The organism is Butyrivibrio hungatei, from assembly GCF_900101605.1.
Lineage (GTDB): Bacteria > Bacillota > Clostridia > Lachnospirales > Lachnospiraceae > Butyrivibrio > Butyrivibrio hungatei_B.
Window position 1 is genome coordinate 25359 of sequence record NZ_FMUR01000009.1, and the last position, 18190, is coordinate 43548.

The 18190-nt window shown below is 40.8% G+C and carries 22 protein-coding genes and 1 tRNA gene; 4 read left to right on the forward strand and 19 right to left on the reverse strand.

Annotated features, from left to right (window positions below; all coding sequences use genetic code 11):
• The first annotated feature begins 15 nt into the window (after positions 1–15).
• Positions 16–1959: a methyl-accepting chemotaxis protein gene (locus BLP87_RS07980; protein ID WP_074462232.1), complete on the forward strand. Its 1944-nt coding sequence runs from the start codon at positions 16–18 to the stop codon at positions 1957–1959.
• 111 nt (positions 1960–2070) lie between these two features.
• Here BLP87_RS07980 and BLP87_RS15735 read toward each other — a convergent pair whose 3' ends face one another.
• The 7 genes from BLP87_RS15735 to BLP87_RS08015 form a co-directional block, all read right to left on the reverse strand.
• Positions 2071–2388: a DUF1858 domain-containing protein gene (locus BLP87_RS15735; RefSeq protein WP_083334536.1), complete on the reverse strand. Its 318-nt coding sequence runs from the start codon at positions 2386–2388 to the stop codon at positions 2071–2073.
• A 134-nt stretch (positions 2389–2522) separates the two neighbouring features.
• Positions 2523–3083 (reverse strand): TetR/AcrR family transcriptional regulator, encoded by a 561-nt coding sequence (locus tag BLP87_RS07990; RefSeq protein WP_074462233.1) that lies wholly within the window; start codon positions 3081–3083, stop codon positions 2523–2525.
• 54 nt (positions 3084–3137) lie between these two features.
• Positions 3138–4583 carry an aminoacyl-histidine dipeptidase gene (locus BLP87_RS07995; RefSeq protein ID WP_074462234.1) on the reverse strand — a complete coding sequence of 482 codons (1446 nt, stop codon included), beginning with the start codon at positions 4581–4583 and terminating at the stop codon, positions 3138–3140.
• Between the two features lie 87 nt (positions 4584–4670).
• The gene (rplT, locus tag BLP87_RS08000) at positions 4671–5027 is read right to left on the reverse strand and encodes a 50S ribosomal protein L20 (RefSeq protein WP_026656925.1); all 357 of its coding nucleotides are present in this window, start codon (positions 5025–5027) and stop codon (positions 4671–4673) included.
• 182 nt (positions 5028–5209) lie between these two features.
• A complete protein-coding gene (gene rpmI / locus BLP87_RS08005; RefSeq protein WP_074462235.1) occupies positions 5210–5410 on the reverse strand; it encodes a 50S ribosomal protein L35 in 201 nt (66 codons plus the stop codon).
• 66 nt (positions 5411–5476) lie between these two features.
• Positions 5477–6046, reverse strand: coding sequence for a translation initiation factor IF-3 (gene infC / locus BLP87_RS08010; RefSeq protein WP_242871830.1), 570 nt, complete (start codon positions 6044–6046; stop codon positions 5477–5479).
• 149 nt (positions 6047–6195) lie between these two features.
• On the reverse strand, positions 6196–6414 hold the full coding sequence (locus BLP87_RS08015) for a hypothetical protein (protein WP_026656922.1): 219 nt from the start codon (positions 6412–6414) through the stop codon (positions 6196–6198).
• 136 nt (positions 6415–6550) lie between these two features.
• Here BLP87_RS08015 and BLP87_RS08020 point away from each other — a divergent pair, with 136 nt between their 5' ends.
• The gene (locus BLP87_RS08020) at positions 6551–7204 is read left to right on the forward strand and encodes a TVP38/TMEM64 family protein (protein WP_143002113.1); all 654 of its coding nucleotides are present in this window, start codon (positions 6551–6553) and stop codon (positions 7202–7204) included.
• Positions 7205–7310: 106 nt separating this feature from the next.
• On the opposite strand, the gene BLP87_RS08025 is transcribed toward BLP87_RS08020, so the two are convergent.
• From BLP87_RS08025 to BLP87_RS08035, 3 genes are all read right to left on the reverse strand, one after another.
• Positions 7311–7382 (reverse strand) — tRNA-Trp (locus BLP87_RS08025).
• An 88-nt stretch (positions 7383–7470) separates the two neighbouring features.
• On the reverse strand, positions 7471–8028 hold the full coding sequence (locus tag BLP87_RS08030) for a VanZ family protein (protein ID WP_034462180.1): 558 nt from the start codon (positions 8026–8028) through the stop codon (positions 7471–7473).
• The gene (locus tag BLP87_RS08035; protein ID WP_034469015.1) at positions 8025–8579 is read right to left on the reverse strand and encodes a flavin reductase family protein; all 555 of its coding nucleotides are present in this window, start codon (positions 8577–8579) and stop codon (positions 8025–8027) included. Before BLP87_RS08035 ends, BLP87_RS08030 begins: the two co-directional genes overlap by 4 nt.
• A gap of 298 nt (positions 8580–8877) precedes the next feature.
• Here BLP87_RS08035 and BLP87_RS08040 point away from each other — a divergent pair, with 298 nt between their 5' ends.
• Entirely contained in the window at positions 8878–9384 is a 507-nt protein-coding gene (locus BLP87_RS08040; RefSeq protein WP_074462236.1) for a hypothetical protein, read from the forward strand.
• Here BLP87_RS08040 and BLP87_RS08045 read toward each other — a convergent pair.
• Positions 9374–9598 (reverse strand): hypothetical protein, encoded by a 225-nt coding sequence (locus tag BLP87_RS08045; RefSeq protein WP_074462237.1) that lies wholly within the window; start codon positions 9596–9598, stop codon positions 9374–9376. The genes BLP87_RS08040 and BLP87_RS08045 overlap by 11 nt on opposite strands.
• A gap of 14 nt (positions 9599–9612) precedes the next feature.
• Complete coding sequence (locus BLP87_RS08050) at positions 9613–10923, reverse strand: sensor histidine kinase (RefSeq protein ID WP_074462238.1); 1311 nt, start codon at positions 10921–10923, stop codon at positions 9613–9615.
• Between the two features lie 156 nt (positions 10924–11079).
• On the opposite strand from BLP87_RS08050, the gene BLP87_RS08055 reads away from it, so the two are divergent.
• Entirely contained in the window at positions 11080–11601 is a 522-nt protein-coding gene (locus tag BLP87_RS08055; RefSeq protein WP_074462239.1) for a peptidylprolyl isomerase, read from the forward strand.
• Between the two features lie 79 nt (positions 11602–11680).
• Here the strand turns inward: BLP87_RS08055 and BLP87_RS08060 are convergent, their stop codons facing one another.
• The 7 genes from BLP87_RS08060 to BLP87_RS08090 form a co-directional block, all read right to left on the reverse strand.
• Complete coding sequence (locus BLP87_RS08060) at positions 11681–12715, reverse strand: hypothetical protein (RefSeq protein WP_074462240.1); 1035 nt, start codon at positions 12713–12715, stop codon at positions 11681–11683.
• Between the two features lie 208 nt (positions 12716–12923).
• A complete protein-coding gene (locus tag BLP87_RS08065; RefSeq protein ID WP_074462241.1) occupies positions 12924–13709 on the reverse strand; it encodes a tetratricopeptide repeat protein in 786 nt (261 codons plus the stop codon).
• A 2-nt stretch (positions 13710–13711) separates the two neighbouring features.
• The gene (locus tag BLP87_RS08070) at positions 13712–14668 is read right to left on the reverse strand and encodes a vWA domain-containing protein (RefSeq protein WP_176756620.1); all 957 of its coding nucleotides are present in this window, start codon (positions 14666–14668) and stop codon (positions 13712–13714) included.
• On the reverse strand, positions 14665–15774 hold the full coding sequence (locus tag BLP87_RS08075) for a VWA domain-containing protein (protein WP_074462243.1): 1110 nt from the start codon (positions 15772–15774) through the stop codon (positions 14665–14667). The genes BLP87_RS08070 and BLP87_RS08075 overlap by 4 nt, the downstream gene beginning before the upstream one ends.
• Entirely contained in the window at positions 15765–16265 is a 501-nt protein-coding gene (locus BLP87_RS08080; protein WP_074462244.1) for a hypothetical protein, read from the reverse strand. Before BLP87_RS08080 ends, BLP87_RS08075 begins: the two co-directional genes overlap by 10 nt.
• Complete coding sequence (locus BLP87_RS08085) at positions 16231–17130, reverse strand: DUF58 domain-containing protein (RefSeq protein WP_074462245.1); 900 nt, start codon at positions 17128–17130, stop codon at positions 16231–16233. Before BLP87_RS08085 ends, BLP87_RS08080 begins: the two co-directional genes overlap by 35 nt.
• 12 nt (positions 17131–17142) lie before the next feature.
• Positions 17143–18183 (reverse strand): AAA family ATPase, encoded by a 1041-nt coding sequence (locus tag BLP87_RS08090; protein WP_083334537.1) that lies wholly within the window; start codon positions 18181–18183, stop codon positions 17143–17145.
• Positions 18184–18190 lie beyond the last annotated feature (7 nt).

Sequence of the window (18190 nt, forward strand, 5' to 3'; positions counted from 1 at the left end):
GAGGTAATTGTTTCTATGAAGGAAAAACGAACACCCAAGTTCCACGCCAGCATGTCTGCTGTGCTTTTAATGGTTACAATCCCGCTTATAATAGCGCTAATATGCAGCATTATTTTCAGCAACGTGCAGATGAAGAACATCGAAAAGACCGACGAGAAGATTTATTATGACATGCTATATACGATTAATTTTGAGCTTGTAAATGCAGATAAAGACTTGAACGAAGCAATGCTTTCAATCAGTCGCTACCTTTCAGAATTTAAGTATGCAAATATGAGTGTCCTTACGGGTTACATGGATACCACTCAGAATTGCATCGATCAGACATCAGCCAGAGTAGAAAAAGCAAACGGGCTTGCCCAGACCAATTCATATCTGTATAACACTATAACTTCAGACACCGGCGCAACTTTCAGCGCAACTCATGATTTATTTGTCACAGCACTTGCCACATGGCAGGAGGACTACAAACTTACAATAGGATCAGGTTCTGATGAATATAACGCAGGATCCGGCGAGATTAAAAAGCTTACGGATGATTATGCGATTGCAAGAGGTTATCTTACAGATATGACTAAGATTGCCGAAGAATGGGCCAATGATGAAAAAGAGATGAATAACGCGTCTATAAACAGAAAGATCATCGTCAGCTCAACCTTATTCGGAGCTATCGCAGCTGTACTTTTTATCTTCACGATCATTATGCTCCTCAACATCGTAAACAACCTAAAGAGCATATCTCTTGCGGTTAAGAATGTTGCTACAGGAGACTTTGTTACCAAGATAAGACCTAACAGCATTATAAAAGACTTTAATAATATCGCAGCTTCCCTTGAGGGAATGAGACATGAACTCAGACACGCGCTACTTAAAGTCATTACCCACGCCGATACCGTAAACAGCAAAGCTGAGATTGCAAAAGATTCCATCACCAGCTCGCAGAAAACCACAACCGATATCAGTTCCGCAGTAAACGATCTTGCATCCGGAGCAACAGCCATGGCCGAAGATGTACAGAGCACATCCACCATTACGATCAACATCGGTTCTTCTGTTGACAGCGTACTTGATTCAGCAAACTCCAACCTTGAAAAGGGACGCCTTGTTTACAACGAGTCCGTCAAGGTAAAAGAACAGCTTGAACAGATTAAGATTCAAGATCAGAAAACCGACGAAATGGCAGGACGTGTTGCAGAATCGGTTAACGAGACCGCAAATGTTGTTGAACAGATCTCAACAGCCGCAGAATCCATCATCTCGATTGCAAGCCAGACAAACCTCCTTGCGCTCAATGCTTCGATTGAGGCCGCAAGAGCCGGTGAAGCAGGAAAAGGGTTCGCAGTCGTTGCGGATAACATTAAGAACCTTGCAGGCGATACAAATGCTCTCGCAGGTGAGATCACAAACATGCTTTCAACGATAACCGATTACTCAGATACCAACAAAGAGCTTACAGAAAGCATCAAGATTGCTACAACAAACGAAGCTACGGCGCTTGAAGAGATGAGTAATTCCTTCGACGAAATGCTCAGACTCCTTCAGGAGACTGAGGAAGGAAACAAGCAGATTGCTACTCTCGTAGAGACAATGAACTCAGACAAGGAGAACATTCTTAACTCTATCGAATCACTTTCAAGCATCTCCGAAGAGAATGCCGCTTCAACTCAGGAAACAAGCGCATCTCTCATGGAACTTGATACAAATATGGAATCTGTCGTAAGTCAGGCAAAAGACCTCCAGCAGATTGCCGAGGAACTTACCGCAAACGTCAAATACTTCAAGATTCAGGTTCCTTCCGATAATGCAGCCGCTGCAAAACCTGCTTCAGATAAGAAGGAAAAGAAGGCTAAGAAGAAAGAAACTAAGAGCGAAAAGAAAGCCGCTCCTGTTAAGGCAAATACTTCTGATGATTCCGATGATCTAAAGATTGTCGATTTTGACAATCTTGACGACCTGTAATTTTTCTTGATCGATTCTAAATAAATAGAAGGATAAAAACTTTTTTCGGATTACCGATTAAGCTTTTATCCTTCTTTTTTACATTTTTCAAATACAGCATTTTTATTATGATTATGCATTATGCTCAATAAGATAATCATTAAGCGCATCTACAATCTCTTCCCCGTCAATACCGTGTACTGCACATGCTTCTGCAAGTGTCTCCATCTGTGAAGCAGGACAATAAATACATCCCATTCCGCACTCCATCAAGAACTGTGATGCAAGCGGGTGCTTTACCAAAAGATCTCCGACAAGCATATCTGCTGTAACAAGTGCCTGCGCACCTGACTCATTTTTTACTTCTTCGTTTGCCAACTTAATCTCCTCACTTTCGTTATTGCTACGTTCTTCATCGCTACCAAAGAACAGATCTTTTAACTTACTCATATATTCTCCGTTCTAAACACAACATCTCGTTAAATGCTCTACTTTAAAAAGCTGATCCAAACTTAATAAATTGTGCAAAATCATTTTATCGCACACATTCATTTATAGCAAGTATCATTTTGAACTCTTTATATTTATATAAGAATTCCGGCCATTATAACATCTATCGTGGTCTCCATGATCTCGCTAAAGCTAAGTCCGACTTTGAGCATTTCCCTGGAAGCAATGAGCTGTTTAATGCATCCTATAAACAATAATCTGACAAAAGTAAGGGGCATATCCTTGATAAGTTTCTTTTCCATAGCCTTGATAAGAAGCCTGTCGACGTTATCCCAGCTATTTTCTATCTTATAGATCAAATACTCGTAAACATCGGGATATTTACTCTTGAGCTGATAAACTTTTCTGAAATCAATATCTTTATATTTATCCGGAAGACATATTATGGAAAGTCTTATCTTCTGAACCAGATCAATGGAATTATCGTCGATTATCTTGATCTCTTTTTCCCTGATTCCCTCAAATACGTAATCAATGACAGCCTTCAAAAGATCGGCCTTAGTTTTGAACTGCTTATAGATTGTCTTCTTGCTTATATGCATTTCATCCACAAGCTCATCGAGAGTAAACTTAAGCCCGACCTTGCTAAAGCGTATCAATGTCTCGTCGATAATTCTTTCCTTTATATCTTCCATGTGAGCATCCCCCCGGTATTCACAAGTTTTTTATTTTATTTGATTGTCACCGTGTCAGCATTTCTCCAACACAGCTTTTAAATACTCCCACACATTCCTTGCAGACTGTACAGACAATTTTTCCTTTGAGGAATGAATAGACTGCATATCAGGTCCTATCGATATACAATCAAGACCTTCTATCTTGCTGCATATAATTCCGCACTCAAGTCCTGCATGAATTGCACAAAGAACCGGATCTTTTCCGTACATATCTCTGTAAACAGCAACCATATCATCTCTGAGTTTAGAGTTTCGTCTGTACTTCCAACCGGGATAAATGCCTTCTACACGTGTTTCTGCACCAAAAACTTCAGCGATTGCCGCAAGTTTCTTTTTAAGGACCTCCTTAGATGATTCAACACTGCTTCTAAGCGACTGAACAGTCTGTGCCTTATCTTCGCTTGTCTTTACAATACCAAGATTAACGGAAGTCTCTACAAGCCCTTCAATTGCCGCACTAGTTGCAAGAGGGCCGTTTGGCATAGCTATTATCATCTTCAAGAATTTCAATGCATCTTCTTCGACAATACATTCTGCGGTTGTCTTGCCGACTTCACTGAATGTTATCGCCACATCGGGATCCTTTATCTCAAGCTCATCCCTGACATTTTCTGCTGTCTTTTCAACGCTCTCTTTTATCTTTGCGATATCGCCTTCAGAAACAACAATATTTGCTGTAGCCGCATAAGGAATAGCATTATCAGCTTCTCCGCCGCTAAAATCTTTTATATAGAATTTTGCAGCATCAAATGCTTCAAGCATCGTCCTTGCACATAAGATATCAGCATTTCCTCTCTCATACTTGATATCTCCGCCGGAATGTCCGCCTTTAAGCCCCGACACAGCAATCTTGCATTCAACGCCTGATACACTCTCCCTTTTTATTGCAATTTCGGAGATGAATGTTGCGCCTCCCGCACAGCTTGTGATGAATTCGCCTTCTTTCTCATTGTCTATGTTGATCATCTTCTTGCCTTTTAACATAGACAGATCAAGTGCTGACGCACCAAGCATACCTATCTCTTCATTGGTGGTAATGACCGCTTCGATCGGAGGATGAGGTATATCATCGGAATCAAGAAGTGCCAGAATATAAGCCACTGCTATTCCGTCATCTCCTCCAAGACTTGTACCCTCTGCCCAGATGTATTCTCCGTCAGTCTTTACTCTGAGACTGTCTTTCTTCATATCTATGTCACAGTCATCATCTTTTACGGCAACCATATCCATGTGGCCCTGAAGAATAATAGGTTCCCTATCTTCATATCCCTTAGAAGCAGGTGCCTTGATGATGACATTAAGCTCATCGTCAGATATTACTTCCAGATTCCTCTCCTTTGCAAAATTAACAAGAAAAGCACTTATCTGCTCCAAATTTCTGGAGCCGTGCGGAATCTTACATATCTCCTCAAAAAAATGAAAAACCTCTTTGGGTTCTAAGTTCTCTAATACTGACATTTGTGTTACCTCCAAAAATAAAGAAGCCTCTTTCGAGACTTCTTTATTCTATCGCAACAATATCGTTTTATCAACGCATGTTTTAATTTATGCAATCTTTGTCTTTGCAAGCTCTGCAAGTGTCTTAAATCCTTCAGGATCGTTAACTGCGAGGTCTGCAAGCATCTTTCTGTTGATATCAACGCCTGCAAGTTTAAGACCGTGCATCATGTTGCTGTATGAAAGACCATTGATTCTAGCTGCAGCATTGATACGTGTAATCCAAAGAGATCTCATATCTCTCTTCTTCTGCTTACGTCCGGCGAATGCAGAAGTAAGTGCTCTCATAACTGACTGCTTTGCAACTCTATACTGCTTTGATCTTGCTCCTCTGTATCCTTTTGCAAGTTTTAATACTCTATTGTGCTTTTTCTTGGCATTCAATGCGCCTTTAACTCTTGCCATTTAAAATATCCTCCTAAAATTTTTCAAAAACATTTTAAAACTGTTAGTGCTCTTACACTAAGCTCGATAAAACCTCGCTAAGTGCTCTGCTTATGGGATATATACTAAATTCGACAAAACCTCATGTAAGTATATCCCCATAGCTCGCACTAAGTTCGATAAAACCTCGCTAAGTGCTCTGCTTAAGCGTAAGGAAGAATGCTCTTCATTGCCTTTACATTTGTAGCATCAACAAGTCCTGCTTGTCTCAAGTTTCTCTTTCTCTTTGTGGACTTCTTTGTCAAGATGTGGCGCTTATACGCTTTGTTTCTCATAAGCTTGCCTGTGCCAGTAACCTTAAATCTCTTGGCAGCAGCTCTCTTTGTTTTCATCTTTTGCTGCATAACTAAATCCTCCTGTGAATCTTAAGTTTATTCTATAGTGTTCAACCAAAAATAATGGTAAAAACCTTAGTTTTTCTTCTCTGTAAGGAACATTGCCATGCTACGTCCCTCAACCTTAGGCTGCTTCTCGATAACAGCGATATCGCCAAGTGCCTCTGCAAAATCTGTAAGAATATGTACGCTTGCGCCCATGTGAGCCATCTCACGTCCGCGGAAACGAAGTGTTACCTTAACTCTGTTTCCTTTTTCAAGGAACTTCTTAGCCGCATTTACTTTTGTGTTAAGATCGTTCTTGTCGATATTGGGAGAAAGTCTGATCTCCTTGATCTCAACAGTCTTCTGTTTCTTTCTTGCCTCTTTTTCTTTGCGAAGCTGCTCATATTTAAACTTACCATAATCAACAACTCTGCAAACAGGTGGCTTAGCATTCGGAGCGATCATAACAAGATCAACACCTGCATCATCGGCTGTCTTTCTGGCATCCTGGATTGACATAACACCGAGCTGTTCGCCCTCAACTCCAATTACACGAACTTCCTTAGCTCTAATCTGTTCATTGATAAATAACTCGCTAATGGCTTTATCCTCCGCAAAATAAAAAAAGTGAATACGCAACGTATCCACTTTTCTATTCATAATAAAAAACCTGACGGTATTATTCTTGAAAAGATATTAACGCCTGCTGGCTGTGCCGCAGGGTGAGAGTGGATACTCTGCTTTGTTATCAAATACTGAAATAATATATCACAGTAAAAAGTCTCTGTCAACTTTTTTGTTTTAAATTATTATTTAGTCTTTACAGGGATAAGCAACAGATCGTTTGTTCCAAAGAACAAGCTGTTTCTTATCATACCAATCCTATAAAGATTTAATATGTAGAACATCGCACAAAATACCGTTATCAGACCAAAAGTAGCTATAAGGTCTTCAACTGTAGGCGGATAACCACGACGCCTCGTGTAATTTCCGACATATTCTGCGATCTCTGCTTCAAATCCACGCATGATTCCTATACCTCCCCTCTGTGTTTTAAATAGTAGATATATCTATAGTACAGGAGTAATGTTTCTAATTTGTGGAATAAAAATAAAAACAATATAAACAATTATTGTCGCTGCTCACAAATAGTATAATGTATTTATGAAAAAGGGAACTGTAAGGACAACTGTTACTTTATTCCTAATAGCGATATTCATGCTGCTTTTATATGTATTCGTCGGCAGACCCATGATTGGTTTTGTCAAAGATCCCGAGGCTCTGGATGCTTTTGTGCAAAGCAAAGGAACCGCAGGTCTGTTAGTTTTTGGCTTTTTTGTCCTGATACAAACAATGTCAAGTTGCATTCCCGGACTGCCTTTTTATCTGGCTTCAGGCTATCTTCTCGGCGGCTTTAAAGGAGCTCTTCTGTGCGATACGTTTGCAACGCTCGGAAACACAGCCGCTTTTCTTATCGGTAAGAAATTCGGAAGAGATTTTTTACTATATCTTTTCCCTGAAGATAAGCTTGTGCATGTTGAAAACATAATAAAAAAAGGAAAGCCAAAGATCATTCATATTTTATTCATGCTACTGCCCCTTCCCAAGGATACATATGCCTGGCTTGGCTATTACTCGGAAGAACCGCTTATTATGTGGATTCCGCTCACATTTATCGCAAGATTCCCGCATATTTTCCTGTATACTTACGGCGGCGAGCAGCTTATGTCCAATAAGTATATGGTGCTTATCTTGGGAGGAGCCTTTGCAACGCTTGTATACGCCGTTGTTTTGATGTTACTTAAGAAAAAGAATTAGTTTCCTGCGCATCCCTGCGGAGCTTTTTTGTTGAATAGGGAATTTCAGAGAAATTTCCTATTCAACAAAAAAACGCTTAACTCAATGAGTTAAGCGCTTTTAGCAACAGGGGAAGAGGGATTCGAACCCCCATGAGCGGTTTTGGAGACCGGCATACTAGCCATTGTATGATTCCCCTATCTATACGATTTGTCGGCACATGTCGCACCAACGAATGAAATTATATCATAGCAATTTAGGCTTGTAAAGAATAAAAATAAAAGAGTTTATCTCCGTTTTTTGCCGCGATCTTCATCTTTATGATTGGACAATGGTTTGAAAATAGTCATTCTTCCCGTCCATCCTACAATTCTTGTAAGTATTATTCCCGTAATTGCTCCGCTTGAGTCTATCATTACATCTTTTGGCGACGGCCCTCTACCGTGGACAAAAGACTGATGGAATTCATCAAGACTTGCATATCCGACACAGAATAGTCCCGCAAAAAAGATCAGTTTCATTCCTCTTACGCCATATACATACAGCGGAAAAGCTACAGATACTCCCAAAAGGAAGTATTCCGTAAAGTGTGCTGTCTTTCTTACATAATACTGATATTTTGTGGAAAGCTGATCGATACGTTCTTCGCTCCAGCCTTTATCGAGCACCTTGTTTGTAACAGTAAAGATCTTTACCCCCACTTTGTAACTTAACTGGCTGCTGGTCGTACCTTCCTGCGATGAAAGCATAAAGATAATGCACATCATCATTATTGCAGGCAGAAAGGACATTGGTTTTAATACGAATCTAAGTGTTTCTTTTATGTATAATAAAAAATATTTCATTTTTTCCTTTTCGATGTCTTCTTTTTCACTACGCTGTATCCGAATTTTCCGATCTTTTCACCAAGAGTAAAATACTCTCCGTGTGAATAAGAGATCAGATCTGCGGCGCGCAGGTCAAATTTTCCTTTGTTGTCTAATAGTTTCTCATCAACGGTAACGCCCATCACTTCAGCCACAAACATATCATGGCTTCCAAGTTCCAGAACGTTTCTTACCTTACATTCAATATTTACGGGGCTCTCTGCGATTCCGGGAGCTGACACGAATCTTGATTCTAACGGCGTCAGATGCATTTCTTTGAACTTGTCATAGTCTTTTCCCGATCTTACTCCGCACCAATCGGTTGCGTAAGCAAGTTTTCTGTTCGTGAGATTAACCACAAACTCGCCAGTCTCTTTTAAAATATCATAGGAGTAGCGCTCTTTGCGAACAGATATGGATAACATCGCAGGTGAGCTGCAAACATTTCCGGCCCATGCTACGGTAATGATATTTGGCTTCTCGCCTTCTCTTTGGCAACTTACCATAACTGCAGGTATGGGATACAGCATGTTCCCCGGTTTCCATAGTTCTTTTCCGTTTATATTTTCCAATGAATCTACCTCATTATCTTAAATATATTTTAAAAGTATACCACATCAGCGGCATTAAGTGACAAATGTATGAGGAATCATGCCAATATATCTGAAAAAGGTGAAAGAAGACAGAAAAATATCTTTTGTTAACAATATATTTAGCAACTATTGCCATTGAAACGCTAATACATGCTGGTATAATGAAAAGAGCATTTGGAATGCTAAATAAAAATAAACAAATAACAGGGTGAAAATGAATGGAAGGAGAAAGAATATGAAAAGATTTCATACAATCATGGCTGCATCTATTATGGCAGCTTCAATTATGGCATGCGGACAGGAGGCTGAACAGCCGGAGCAGCCTGAGACAGAAACGGTAGAGGAAGTGGAAAGTGCCGAAAATACCGATCCGGTAGATGATACGGATACAGCTGCCGATACGGCGGAAGAGTCAACAAAGGATGAGGCAAAAGATTCAGCTCTTGCCGCACCTACAGTAAAAGATGGTGTAAAGAAGCAGGGACCTGAAGGACAGGATGTATACTTTGAGTGGAATTCCGTTGACGGAGCCGATGGATATGAAATCTCTGTAAAGTCAAAGTACTGTGAAGAACAGGAATATACTGAGGATGCTTCAACCTATGAGACCACAGATAACTTCTATACTGTGGGAGCACAGGATGATTTCGATTTCCTTATTAAGGTAAGAGCTTATAAGGGCGAAGGAGCAAGCAGAACTTTCAGTGAGTGGAGCAACGAAGCTAAAGGAGCTACTTACTGATAAAAAACGAATTGCAAATAAATCTTTGAATAGTTAAAATAGCAATAAAGCAGTTATCAATGATGATGATAGCTGCTTTTCTTATTTTTCTAACTTCAGAAATTGCTTCACTAATATCGTTTTCCGTCATTCCGACTTTTTCAGCCCATTCCTGAGTTTTCTCCATAAGATTATTATATTCATCCATATCTGGTTTATTTATAGTTTTAAACAATATACTTCCTCCTTTCACACCGGAATAATAATCTCAACCGTAGTCCCCCTTCCGGGATACGACTTAACATGCATCTCTGCGTTTTCCATTATGCGAAGCCGTTCTTCCACATTCTTTAAGCCATGCATTTCTGCTTCATAATCGGGATTATCTGTGATCTCATCTGTATCAAAACCTATTCCGTTGTCTTTTACCTCAATCTTGATATATCCGTTTCCGCGATGAGTGCTTATCTTTATGATGCCCTTGGTTCCCGGCGCAAGTTTTCTTATGCCGTGCCTTACTGCATTTTCAACGACAGGCTGCAGGGTAAGTGCAGGAAGCTCAAAGTCTTTTTCCCGTATGTCATACTCTACTTCAAAAGCATCCTCAAGCACAACCTTTTCAATCTCAAGAAAAGTCATCGTATGATCGAGCTCGTCCGAAAACAAGATCATCTCATCTTTTTCAGAAAAACCCTTATTACCTTTAATATATTCAGACAGCCATGAGACAAGATCTTTTGCCCTCTTGGGATCACGTTCGCACAGCTCCTTTGTATAATCAAGCGTTGTATAAATAAACTGCGGCCTGATCTGCGACAGCGCTATCTTATTTCTCAAATTGGACAGTTCACTTTCTTTTGTACTTATCATCACCCGCTGATTCAATAAATTCTTGGAATTATCTTCTATTGCCTGAGCAAGCATAAGTAGCGCGCTCATAAGGCAGGCGAGATTATAAAGAGAATAGCCGTAAACAAATACCTGTAGCCCCGCCGCAAGAATCGGAACAAAGATAAAGCAGAACACCGCAATAAACCTGCGTTTTGTCACTTTCTTGCGCATATACGTAAGATACGAGATGCAGATTATGGCTTCAGACATATTGACCAGAGTCCACAAAGGAAATCCGGGGCCTCTCTCATATAGATTCGTATCGGGATTAATTCTATAGATATATCCGCTCCCCTGCGAAAACATAAGCATAATCTCAGCACATATCGCGATAGCGGCTACTGCGTAGAAAATCGTGAAATCACTTTTTTCTTCATAAACAGAAAAGATCACATAGATTGAAACAAAAACAGGGATCACGGGATTTATCAAGAACGTCACAAAATTAGATGCAGTGACCATTCCATACGCAAATTCCCCCGGAACGCCTCTGTAGCACCAGGCCAGACCGTCAAACACCAGAACCAGTCCTACAGTCAGTTCCAGTATTGCAAGCGCCCTATACTCTTTCTTTATGATCGTGCGGCCCAAAAACAAATATACAGATGCCAGTATACAGAACAATGCGCCCCACAATTCCGCATCGGTAATCAAATATTTAAGTTCCACTCACTCATCTCCTTTTAACGGATTATAATATAATTATAGCCATAAATTTGCTAAATTTCATCTGTATTCTCCCTGTATTTTCACTTTGCTTTTCTTTATGTTATACTTGCAGAAGTGTTTGATTCTAACACAATAACATTTATCAGGAGGAAAAAAATGGCACAGAATCCTATTGTTACAATCACAATGGAAAACGGTGATGTCATAAAGGCTGAGCTCTATCCGGAGATTGCCCCCAACACAGTAAATAACTTTATTTCACTTATCAAAAAGAATTTCTACGACGGACTTATTTTCCACCGCGTAATAAAAGGCTTCATGCTTCAGGGCGGAGACCCGGAAGGAAGCGGAATGGGCGGCCCCGGATACGGAATCAAGGGTGAGTTTTCATCAAACGGATTTAAAAATGACTTAAAGCACACAGAGGGTGTTTTATCAATGGCAAGATCCATGATGCCCAATTCGGCAGGCTCACAGTTCTTTATCATGCACAAGACATCTCCTCACCTTGACGGAGACTACGCTGCATTCGGTAAGGTTACAGAAGGCCTCGAAATCGTAAACAAGATTGCCGAGACCGAGACAGACTGGAACGACCGTCCCACAACACCTCAGGTTATGAAGACAGTTACAGTAGAGACTTTCGGAGTAGATTATCCCGAACCCGAGAAAGCATAAAAAATCATAAACAATGTAAAAAGCCTTGGCTATGGAAGATTCCATAATCAAGGCTTTTATATTCTGTATATCTTACAACTTACCACTCAGGTGATATGGACACCGCGTGGTTATATCCGTCAGAACCAGTTGCAAGGGTAACAACAATTCTCTTATCTTCCAATAGGAACAGGCAATTGTTATATACCGTATTGGCATCAAGTCTTATCTCCATTGTTCCGTCTTTGGTCTGAAGGAAAAGAGTACTCTCATTGGTCTTACTCTTGATCTTACCGCTTACGGTAGCTTTTGATCTCTCATCAACAGAAACTGTAGGTGATGACGTATCACTCTCATTTACAATCTTTGAAGCATGGTTCCATGAATCATTACCTCTGTAGAAATATACCGTATACTTCTGTCCTGGGAAAACAACTCTTCCTTCCGAAGCATCTGTATTACTGTCGATCACAAACTCCATCCTGCCTTCGGAAGTCTTGAGTACAAGCTTACTTGAAGTAGTCTGTCCGGATATTGTTCCTCTGACACCTGCTCCGTACTTTTCAACATTGGCTGTGGACAAAGCACTTGTCATTTTGTCTTTTACAGACAGAGCATGCATATATGCATCGGATCCTCTTGCGCAGTTTACCTCAACCTCTCTGCCGACCATGATGCACTTAACTCCGCTCAGATCGGTTTCGTTATCAAGCTTTATCTCCATTGTTCCGTCACCGGACTTAAGATATATCTTCTCTCTAGTTGTTCCCTTTGCTATCTTGCCCTTTACAGTAGTGGCTTTGGCAGAATCAACTTCAGCTTTGCCGGGCTTTACCTCGCTTTTGATCGAAGTTGCGTGCCAGTACCCGTCACTTCCCGTAGAACAAGTAACCGTAACCTTTGTTCCGGGGAAGAAAAACTTTGCCTCACTGTTATCTGTCGAATCATCGATCTTAATCTCTACTGTTCCGCCGGACGTAGAAAGATACATCTTTTCAGCCGTCGTTCTGTCGTCAATCTTACCTGTAAAAGTCATCTCCGATGCCTTTGAATCCACAGGAAAAACAAGCGCTCCGGCCACTATGACAACAATCGTCAACGCAACACCCAAGATAGCCGATATGCTTTTTTTCATATTTTCTTATCCCCTTTCGCAATACTTTTTCACACAAAATATACCAAATTACAGTTACATTATACATCATCTTGTGCACATATGTGTGTTTCTTTTATTAAAAAAAGCGTTTTTTCAACTAAAATATGCAAAATTTTCTAATTAATTAAATTAGGGAAACGCTTAAATCCGCGTTTCCCTATAAAATAGTTCCTATAAAAAATCTGATTTACCACTGTTTCACGGGCTGTGGCGTTCCTTCTCCGCCCTGACCGTCGGATCCGCCTACCTGCCCTTCTTCTTTCTCACGGGCTCTCTTCTCACCCTCAGAACTCTGTCTTGTTTCCTGTCGCTCTTTCATAGCGCCTTCTTTACTCTTTTGCAACTCATCCTGCTGACGCTTTTCTTTCGGACTGCTCTTATTTTCGCCGTCTGAAGAATCATCTTTTTCCTGCTCGGAAGATTTGTCATCTTTCTGCCGGTCGTCATTTGACTTATCGGGATTCTCCAGTTTCTCAAGCATTTTATCAATATCTTCTTTGAGCTGCTGGGCATCGGCATCCCTGAAGTTATCACCTTCCTCAACCGCCCATCCGTTCTCAAGAAGAACATCCCTCGCCTTATAAAGGACGTAAATAGCCGTATCAATCTTATCCTGACTTGAAAGATCGTCAAAATCTATAGTATTGCACAGCGCAAGTGCAAGATTTATCCTTATCGAACACTCTTTATCTTCGGGAGGATACATCTTGAGCGCTTCGGTGAAATAGCCTGCTGCCTCCGAATAGCTCTCCTGCTTGTAATACGCATCTCCAAGATTATAGAAAGGAGTGTAACTCTCGGGAAAATTCAGAAGCAAAAGCTTCTCTTCAAGCTTCGTATCGTAGTTTCCTGCGTTGTATCTTTTTACAAAAACCTTGTTGACCAGCACCCTTGTAACTATCGAAGCACCCGCAATACAGATAACAAATGAAAATACCAGTAAAAAAATATATCTAAGAGGTGTTTTTTTCATACTCATAACCTCCCTTTTATGCTAAATATGCACAGCTCCGCACAAAGCGCCAAAACAAGAGGTATAGCAAACCAGAAGTACAGATCGACATACTTCTCCATACCGTCCTCTTTCTCCGTTACGGTCTTTGAGGTCTCTTTTATCACATCGATCGTAGTGTTAAGCCCTTTGCTTCCGCTGTTCATATTATGATATTCAAGCCCAAGGTCGCCCGCAATGCTCTTAAGATTATCCTCATTGAGGTAAGATACGGCTTCTTTTCCCTCAGCATCGTCATAGATGTACGTATTGTCAATCTTCATCTTTCCGCCGCCTGCCGAGCCGTATCCGAGAACCACTCCCGAATCCACATATTGCTTCAAAGCCTCATAAGACGTAAGCTCATTGCCGTTTGTAATCTCGCCGTCACTCATGAATATAACTATGCTTTTCCTGTTTTCTTTCCTTGAAGAAGAAAGAAGCAGCGACTCAAGATCTTTGTATGGCAAAGACATATCGCTTCCGCCGGCATACTCATATCCGGGAGGCGCAAGCGTATCCAGAAGAGTCTTCACATGCTCCAAATCCTGTGTACATGGCGAAACAACGTGAGACTGATCGTCAAACGTAACAAGCGCAAAGTTACTTCCCGCAAGATCATCTATGATCTGCTTTGCATCTTTCTTTACGCCGTCTATCCTGTTGCCGTTGTAATAATCTTCAGCCCACATGCTGATCGTTGTGTCCACAACAAAGATAACATCGAGATTCCTTGTGGAAAACTCGTATTCTTCATCCACCGTCATGGGCCTTAATCCGATAATAAGCACCAAGATATATATAATCACGAGCCTCAGCGCAGTAAATATTTTGTCTTTTCTTCCGACACTCGTTCTGATAACTCCCCATACTGTAATCGCGATCAAAACCGCAAAGATTATGAGGAGAAACGCTATCGGTAAAATAGGTCTTATAATCATTTTTGCAACACCCATCCTGCTCCGCAGAACACGATAATTCCCAAAAGAAGCATTATAAATGCCGCTTCGGGGATATCAACATTTTCTCTTGATGATACAACTTTCACCATCATTGCTTCCTGCTTCTGGATATCCTGAACAATCTCGGAAACAGGATGCTCGTCCGTTCTTACATAAAACTTTCCGCCGGTATTCTCAACGGCACTTTGAAATTCCGAAGAACAGACCTTATAACTGTATTCCTCGGGCAAATAAAACTTATCCTCCGAAGGGAATATTCCGAATACCGTGGTTTTATTATTCTTGCACGCTTCTGATGCGTCAGTAAGATTCATAATTTCAGGATAGTACGAATTCAGCTCGTTATCGGTGCACATGATGATCACACGGGTCCTGTCCGATTCTCCGAGATAGGGAAAAGAATAAAGTGCAGAGCCGAGCCCTTCTCCTATAAGCGACGATCCCTTTGTATCTGAGCGATACAGAGTTCCCGCCTCGTAGTATGAAAGCTTCTCATCAAGCTCATAAAACCTCTCTTTTTCCTCTTCCGTCATATCCGTAAGATACTGATATTTATTGTAAAAATTGTCGTACATATCCTTCTGAAGCTTGAAATACTCATCAAGTTCATCGAGCTTTTGTGCAACATACTCATAATCGTCTGTAAGAGGCACATATGTAACGGATGAAGTATTAAAAATGCTCACTCCTATCCTGTCACCTTCAAGCCCTTTTACCACGCCTTTTATATACTCCGTGATCTCTGAGTTGAGGTCATAGAGCGAATATGATACATCAAGGCATATTATGATATCTCTTTTCTTTACACCGTTAACAACTTCCTTTGACTTAAACGGTCTTGAAATAAGAATAAAAGACGAAAGCATGCATATTATAAGTCCCGCTATCAAGACCGTCCTGATTATGCGGTACTGTTTAAACAATTCTGTATATAACTTGCTGGATCTGATTTTCCGGGTATTGGCAGCTCTGATTCCGCCGTTAAATTTAGTCGTTATCTTCTTGCTGTATTTATAAAGTCCAAAACAAATTCCGGCGATCAGCACGACTCCCAAAACGATGACCCATTTATGCATTATGTCCATGTTCTGATCACTCCCATCGCAATTTCACAGGATTCCGAAAGTTCCTTGGATATCGGTCTTCCGTCCTCCGCAAATTCCGGAACGTAATACTCTTCCATAAGCTTATCCAGATGCTTGATACCAAGCTTTTTGACATCACGGATAGTCGCCGTCTCAACATTGATTCCCGTAACATCATGTATAAAGCCTCTTATCAAAAGACTGAGCCTCTGAAATCCCTCTCTCTGGCTCACCTTCCCCTTTCTGTAATCATTACTGAGCATCTGAATCTGCGCAATATACTTCTGTTTCATTATGTACTGATATCCACTGCCGATACTGAAACGATTGTCTTTTTTATCGGAAGTAATATTCTCACCTCTCTCGATTCCAAGTATCTTGGAAAGCACCCATATAAACGCAAAAAGAAAGGCCGCAAAAATAGCGATTCCGACCAGCAAAACCCAAAGACTGTATTCAAATGGTGGTCTTAATGTAACCGTAGTTTCCATGTCTGTGCCTTTCAAATAAAACTATTGTCTTATCAATTATCTCCTCCGTACCTGAAAGAGAGATAACCGATGTTCTGCTCTGCCTACTGCTTAACGCTATGCTGTTTGCCGTAGCTTCTCTAAACTCAAGCTCCTGCTTTTTGAGCTTTTCGTTGTGAGAAAGAAACCACTTCTCATAGTGTCCAAGCTCATTGTCAAAAACATTATCTCCCGTCAGCATGGCATCTTCCACACACATCGCCATAAGATCGTTATTGCAGGAAACCGCCTTGAGCGTACTCTCACTTACAGATGAAAGTCCCTCGATATCAGTTATGAGAATAACTATCATTCTCTTATGTACACAGTTAAGGACGTTCTTTATGCACTGTTCAAAAGAAATATTGCTGTCCTTATCAATATACTTTTCATATTCGTATATGAGTCTCTCTATATGCTCAGTTCCTGCCTTGAACATACTTATTTCTGATGTATCTCCCTTAGGAAAAGCCATCGAAAAATCGGCTCCGTTCTTGTCCGTAAGATATGCCACAGTTCCGAAAGCATAGAGCGCAACATCCTTTTTTGACTCACCTTTCGGAGTATCGCCCGTCATCTTTTTTCCACAGTCACACACAAACATCACGTTGTGTCTTCTGTCGGTCATATATCTTCTTACCAGTGTTTTTCCCATTCTGGAAGATGATTTCCAGTCGATGTCGTGAACCTCATCGCCAAGCGCATACTCTTTCAGATCTTCAAATTCCATACTTCTTCCCTTATGTATGGAATGAAAATCACCGTCAAGAATATTGGAGGTTTTTTTATTTGTATAAAGAGCTACCGCTCTCCTTATCTTCGATAAGTATTCGTAATCAATATTCATAGTCGCACTCTATCACGGAGTCTTAACAGAATTTACGATTCCGTCAATTACCGTCTCAACTGAAATATTGTCTGCAACAGCCGAATAATTAAGACCTATTCTGTGTCTTAAAACCTGATGTCTTACAACCTTTACATCTTCGGGTGTTACATAAGTTCTTCCCATCATAAGAGCTGCAGCCTTGGCCATCTTAAGGAATGCTATTGAAGCACGCGGGCTTACACCGATCCTTACATATTTGCCAAGCTCAAATCCGGGAATCTGATTGGCTCTTCTGCTGGCAACAACGATACTTGAAATGTACCACTTAACAGCTTCATCAACATATACCTGATCCGCAATATCCTGAACCTTGTTGATATCCTGTATTGTCAGCACGGGATCTGTCTTTTCGGATATAACTCCAGACTCTATTCTCTTCAATATCTCTACTTCCTCAGCGGCCGTAGGATATGTAATAACCTCTTTTATCAAAAATCTGTCCGTCTGAGCTTCTGAAAGAGGATATGTTCCCTCCTGCTCAATAGGGTTCTGCGTTGCTATAACGATAAAAATGTCCTCCGGCATATTATAGGTCTTTCCGCCGATGGTAACGTGCTTCTCCTGCATCGCTTCGAGCATTGCAGACTGAGTCTTTGCACTTGAACGGTTGACCTCATCAAGGAGGACAAAATTGGCAAAAACAGGCCCCAGCATAGTCTCAAACTTGCATGTTGCCTGATTATAAATCTGTGTTCCGATGATATCTGCCGGAAGAAGATCCGGTGTGCACTGGATTCGCGCAAATTTTCCGTCTACGGCATCAGAAATAGCCTTAGCCGCAGTAGTCTTTGCAAGACCGGGAACAGACTCGATAAGAATATGTCCGTCCGCCAGAATAGATGCGATAAGAGAAAATTTAAGCTGTTTCTGTCCGACTACCTTCTCGTCAAAGTAATCCGACATTTTCCTTATAACTTCCTGTGAATAAGCAAAGTCAATTTCATTTATATTACTTTTTGAAGGAGCTTTTTTCCCAAGCTCCTCCGTCATGTTCTGTACATTTTCGTCCATCACTATA